Origin of the sequence: Microbacterium sp. H6 (assembly GCF_003314775.1) — a bacterium.
Classification (GTDB): domain Bacteria; phylum Actinomycetota; class Actinomycetes; order Actinomycetales; family Microbacteriaceae; genus Microbacterium; species Microbacterium oxydans.
On the sequence record NZ_QOAY01000063.1, the window covers coordinates 2,030 to 6,269 of the forward strand.

The window sequence follows — 4,240 nt, forward strand, 5'->3', positions numbered from 1 at the left end:
GGACAGCGAGATCCTCAGCTTCGGTCCACGTACCGCCGACGTGATCGGGGCCCTGGCTCGCGCCCTCTACGCCCCCGAGCCCGCGACGTGACCGGCGAGGTCGTCGCCCCGACCCCTTCGAGACACCGGGGTCTGCGCTTCGCGCTGGTGGCGGTCGGCCTGACCGTCGCGCTCGCCGTCACCTGCATCGTGTCGATCACGAGCGGACAGTATGACCTCTCCCCCGCATCGCTGATCGGAGTGCTGCTGCGCGGTGTCGGCATCGACACCGCGTGGGCGCCGACGGCTTCCACCGACTACGGCGTGATCTTCAATCTGCGGATGCCGCGCATCGTGCTCGGGCTGCTCGTCGGCGCCGCCCTCGCCGTCTCGGGTGTGCTCATGCAGGCGATCTTCGGCAACCCCCTCGCGGACGCCGGTGTCGTGGGGGTCTCCTCGGGCGCAGCGCTCGGCGCGGCAGCGAGCATCACCTTCGGACTCGCGAGGTTCGGCATGTGGACCACGCCGGCGTTCGCGTTCCTCGGGGGGCTGGTCGCAGTGTTCTCGGTGTACTTCATCAGTCGGTCCGGTGGTCGCACCGAGGTCGTGACCCTGCTGCTGACGGGCATCGCGATCAACGCGATCGCGGGCGCCGGCATGGCGTTCTTCACGTTCCTCGGCACCACGTCGACGCGCGAGCAGATCGTGTTCTGGCAGCTGGGATCGCTGAACGGCGCGTTGTGGTCGAACATCCAGCTCGTCGCACCCCTCGTGCTGATCGGCGTCGTCATCGCGCTGATCGTGGCACCGAGCCTCGACCTCTTCGCCCTCGGCGAGCGCACCGCCAGGCACCTCGGCGTCAATGTCGAGCTGCTGCGGATCGTCGTCATCGTGACCGTCGCGCTGCTGGTGTGCGCGGCGGTCGCGTTCGCGGGGATCATCGGCTTCGCCGGGCTCGTGGTCCCGCACCTGATGCGCATGCTGATCGGGCCGGCCCACCTGCCGCTCGTGATCGCCTCGGCTCTCGGTGGCGCACTGCTCATCGCCGTCGCCGACCTCGTCGCGCGTACGGCCGTACCGCTCGCCGATCTGCCCATCGGCATGATCACCTCGCTCGTGGGCGGGCCCTTCTTCCTGTGGCTGCTCGTGCGCACCCGCCGTCGCTCGGGAGGATGGGCATGAACGTGCGGCTGCGCGGATCGGGGCTCACGGTTCGCGTGGGCGAAGGACGGACGATCCTCGACGACGCCTCCATCGAGATCCACCGCGGAGAGATCCACGCCCTGGTCGGGCCGAACGGGGCCGGCAAGTCCACCCTGTTCGGAGTGCTCGCCGGAGACGTGCCGGCTCACGCAGGGACGGTCGAGCTCGACGGGCGGTCGATCGACCGGATCAAGCCGCGCACGCTCGCCCAGCAACGCGCTGTCCTTCTGCAGGAGAACACCGTCACGTTTCCCTTCAGCGCCGAACAGGTCGTGCGCATGGGGCGTACTCCGTGGGCACGCACACCCGCGGCCGACGAGGACGACGAGTTGGTGTCCGCAGCGATGACACAGACCGAGGTGACGGCGCTCGGATCGCGAGCCGTGCCCTCACTGTCCGGCGGCGAGCGCGCAAGGGTCGCCCTCGCCCGCGTGATCGCCCAGGCCACCGGCGTCCTGCTGCTCGACGAACCGACCGCTGCTCTCGACCTCAAGCACCACGAAGACGTCATGCGGTTGATCCGGGGACTCGCTGACACGGGGATCGCGGTGGCGATCGTGCTGCACGACCTCAACGCCGCACTCGCGCACGCCGACCGCGTCACCTTGCTCACGGGCGGCCGTGTCGCGGCGACAGGCACAGCGAGCGAGGTGCTCACTGCCGAGCGGATCGAGCAGGTGTACGGCCAGGCGGTCGACGTGTTCCCCCACCCCACGACCGGTGTGCCGCTCGTGGTCGCTCGGCGCTGAACCCTGCGGGGCTAGGACTCTTCGCGAAGCGAGCGGATCATGCTTCGGAGGATCTCCCGTGCTCCCGTCTGCTCCTCCTGCGTCATACCGGACAGCATCCGGACCTCGACGGAGCGGACGGCCGCGGTCGCCGTCGCGAGACTTTCACGGCCGCGCTCGGTGAGGCGGGCGGGGAGGGTCTTTCCGACAGGCGCTTCCGACGGCCTGGTGACGAACCCCTCGCGTTCGAGCGCCTGGAGCAGGACGTTCATCGACTGCCTCGTCACGAATGCGCCCCGTGCGAGATCGGAGTTCGACAGGCCGGGCCGCTGGGAGAGCAGTTCGAGACAGGAGTAGTGGGTGATGGTCATGCCGAGCGGACGCAGCACCTCTTCCATCGCGGTGCGGAGAGCGCTCGATGCCTCCTTCAGCAGGTAGCCCAACGACGTGTCGAGGTCGATGCCTGCGCGGTCTTGACTCATGTCAGTATTCTGACATACACTCGCCTATGTCAGAAAACTGACACGAAGAGAAGGATTCTCCCATGCCCGTCACCGGCCCCGACTTCATCTCCCTGCAGGCGCGCGACCTCGCCGCCTCCCAGGCGTTCTACGAGCGCTACCTCGGCCTCGTCCGCTCTCCCGCAGGCCCTCCCCACGCCGTGGTGTTCGACACAGCCCCGATCGCATTCGCGCTGCGTGACATCGCACCGGGCACCGACCTGACCGGCGTAGCCCAGCCCGGCATCGGCGCCGCCATCTGGCTGCACGCCACCGATGTCCAGGCCATCCACGATGCACTCCTCGCCGACGGACACACCATCGTCGCGGAGCCGATCGACGGCCCGTTCGGCCGGACCTTCACGTTCGCCGATCCCGACGGCTACCGGATCACCCTCCACGACCGCGCCTGACGCCCCTCCGCGTGCCTGCCGCTACGCTGGAGGATCGCCCACCGGAGGATCGATACGCCATGCCGTCTGCATCCGAACTGCTCGACATCGCCCTCTCCGCCGCCGCTGCCGGCGCCGCAGTCCTCGCCGAGGCGGCAGACGAGCGTGATGCATCGCCCGACGCACTCGGCCTTCGCACGAAGGGCGCGTCCGGCGACGTGGTGACCGAGATCGACCTGCGTGCCGAACGCGCGATTCGCGCTGTGATCGCCGAACACCGCCCCGACGACGAGGTGTCGGGTGAGGAGTACGCGACCACCGGTGCGGGCTCCGCGCTGCGCTGGTCGATCGACCCGCTCGACGGCACCTCGAACTTCGTGCGCGGACTGCCGCACTACGGATCGTCCGTCGCGGTGCAGGACGTGAGCTCCGGCACCTGGCTCGCCGGCGTGGTGCATGCCCCCGAGCTCGAGCACGTCTACTCCGCCGGAGCAGGACTGGGGGCGTACCGCGAGTCCCGCGGCGTGCGGCGAAGGCTTCACGGGCCGGCAGCAGACGCGACCCCTGTGCTGCTCGCAGTCGGCTTCTCGTACGACGCCGAGCAACGGGCGCGGCAGCTCACCGACCTGCCGGCGAGGATGTCGGCGTTCACGGATCTCCGCAGCATGGGCTCGGCAGCGCTCGGGCTGTGCCTCGTGGCAGAGGGCAGCGTCGACGCGTTCATCGAGACCGACCTGTACGAGTTCGACTGGGCGGCGGGCGCGCTGATCGCCGAAGAGGCCGGGCTCATCGTGAAGCGTCCGGCGACGATGCGCGGCGGCATCGTCGCTCACCCGCCGCATCTGCCGGTCGACTAGAGGATCTGGCAAAGCCCGGAGGGATCTGCCCGGCACCATACAATCGCGGTGAAGGCGAAGCGCCAGGCCGGGATATCGGCAACGACGGCGAAGGGGCGCGAGGGAGGGCCAGGATGTTCGGTTCGAAGAAGAGGAAGCAGAAGCTCGACGACCTGATGGCGCAGCTCAGGCCCGACCTCAGTCGGGAGTCACTGGGCGTCGGCCCCGAGTTCCCCGGAGTCACCCCCAACCCGCTCCTGAGCGGTGAAGCACGCACTCGCAATGCAGAACTGCGTACGGGAGAGCTTGCGCTCGGCGTTCTCGTCGACTGGCGAGAGGTCAACAGCAACCCCCGTGTGGTCCTGATGCTCGACGTGGAGACCGCCGACGGGATCTCGTTCCGCGGTATCGCCGACGAAGACCTCACCATCACCGACCTCACCCGGCTCGCGCCAGGACAGACGATGCCCGTGCGCTACCGGCCGGCGGTCCTGGACCATTACGTCGCCCTCGCCGAGGATGCGGACCCTGCCGAGGTGCAGCTGCTCACCGACGAGATCGCGAGCCGCAGGCGGGGCTGATTCGAAGCATGCTCTAGGCCT

6 protein-coding genes are annotated in these 4,240 nt (G+C 69.0%); 5 read left to right on the forward strand and 1 reads right to left on the reverse strand.

Annotation, left to right across the window (positions count from 1 at the left end):
- Positions 1 to 87: 87 nt before the first annotated feature.
- On the forward strand, positions 88 to 1,161 hold the full coding sequence (locus DSP71_RS04300) for an iron ABC transporter permease (protein WP_113680439.1): 1,074 nt from the start codon (positions 88 to 90) through the stop codon (positions 1,159 to 1,161).
- Positions 1,158 to 1,931 (forward strand): heme ABC transporter ATP-binding protein, encoded by a 774-nt coding sequence (locus DSP71_RS04305; RefSeq protein WP_058631633.1) that lies wholly within the window; start codon positions 1,158 to 1,160, stop codon positions 1,929 to 1,931. Before DSP71_RS04300 ends, DSP71_RS04305 begins: the two co-directional genes overlap by 4 nt.
- Positions 1,932 to 1,942: 11 nt before the next feature.
- On the opposite strand, the gene DSP71_RS04310 is transcribed toward DSP71_RS04305, so the two are convergent.
- Positions 1,943 to 2,392, reverse strand: a complete 450-nt coding sequence (locus DSP71_RS04310; protein ID WP_113680440.1) for a MarR family winged helix-turn-helix transcriptional regulator — start codon at positions 2,390 to 2,392, stop codon at positions 1,943 to 1,945.
- Positions 2,393 to 2,454: 62 nt separating this feature from the next.
- Between DSP71_RS04310 and DSP71_RS04315 the strand changes: the two genes are divergently transcribed.
- The 3 genes from DSP71_RS04315 to DSP71_RS04325 all read left to right on the forward strand — a co-directional run bounded on the left by DSP71_RS04315 (position 2,455) and on the right by DSP71_RS04325 (position 4,219).
- A complete protein-coding gene (locus DSP71_RS04315; RefSeq protein WP_046746852.1) occupies positions 2,455 to 2,823 on the forward strand; it encodes a VOC family protein in 369 nt (122 codons plus the stop codon).
- 59 nt (positions 2,824 to 2,882) lie between these two features.
- On the forward strand, positions 2,883 to 3,659 hold the full coding sequence (locus tag DSP71_RS04320) for an inositol monophosphatase (RefSeq protein WP_113680441.1): 777 nt from the start codon (positions 2,883 to 2,885) through the stop codon (positions 3,657 to 3,659).
- Between the two features lie 113 nt (positions 3,660 to 3,772).
- Positions 3,773 to 4,219: a hypothetical protein gene (locus DSP71_RS04325; protein WP_113680442.1), complete on the forward strand. Its 447-nt coding sequence runs from the start codon at positions 3,773 to 3,775 to the stop codon at positions 4,217 to 4,219.
- Positions 4,220 to 4,240 lie beyond the last annotated feature (21 nt).

Bases quoted from the DNA above. Each gene is read 5' to 3' on its own strand.
- DSP71_RS04315 (WP_046746852.1), top strand. From the start codon at position 2,455: ATGCCCGTCACCGGCCCCGACTTCATCTCCCTGCAGGCGCGCGACCTC.
- DSP71_RS04325 (WP_113680442.1), top strand. From the start codon at position 3,773: ATGTTCGGTTCGAAGAAGAGGAAGCAGAAGCTCGACGACCTGATGGCG.
- DSP71_RS04305 (WP_058631633.1), top strand. From the start codon at position 1,158: ATGAACGTGCGGCTGCGCGGATCGGGGCTCACGGTTCGCGTGGGCGAA.
- DSP71_RS04320 (WP_113680441.1), top strand. From the start codon at position 2,883: ATGCCGTCTGCATCCGAACTGCTCGACATCGCCCTCTCCGCCGCCGCT.
- DSP71_RS04310 (WP_113680440.1), bottom strand. From the start codon at position 2,392: ATGAGTCAAGACCGCGCAGGCATCGACCTCGACACGTCGTTGGGCTAC.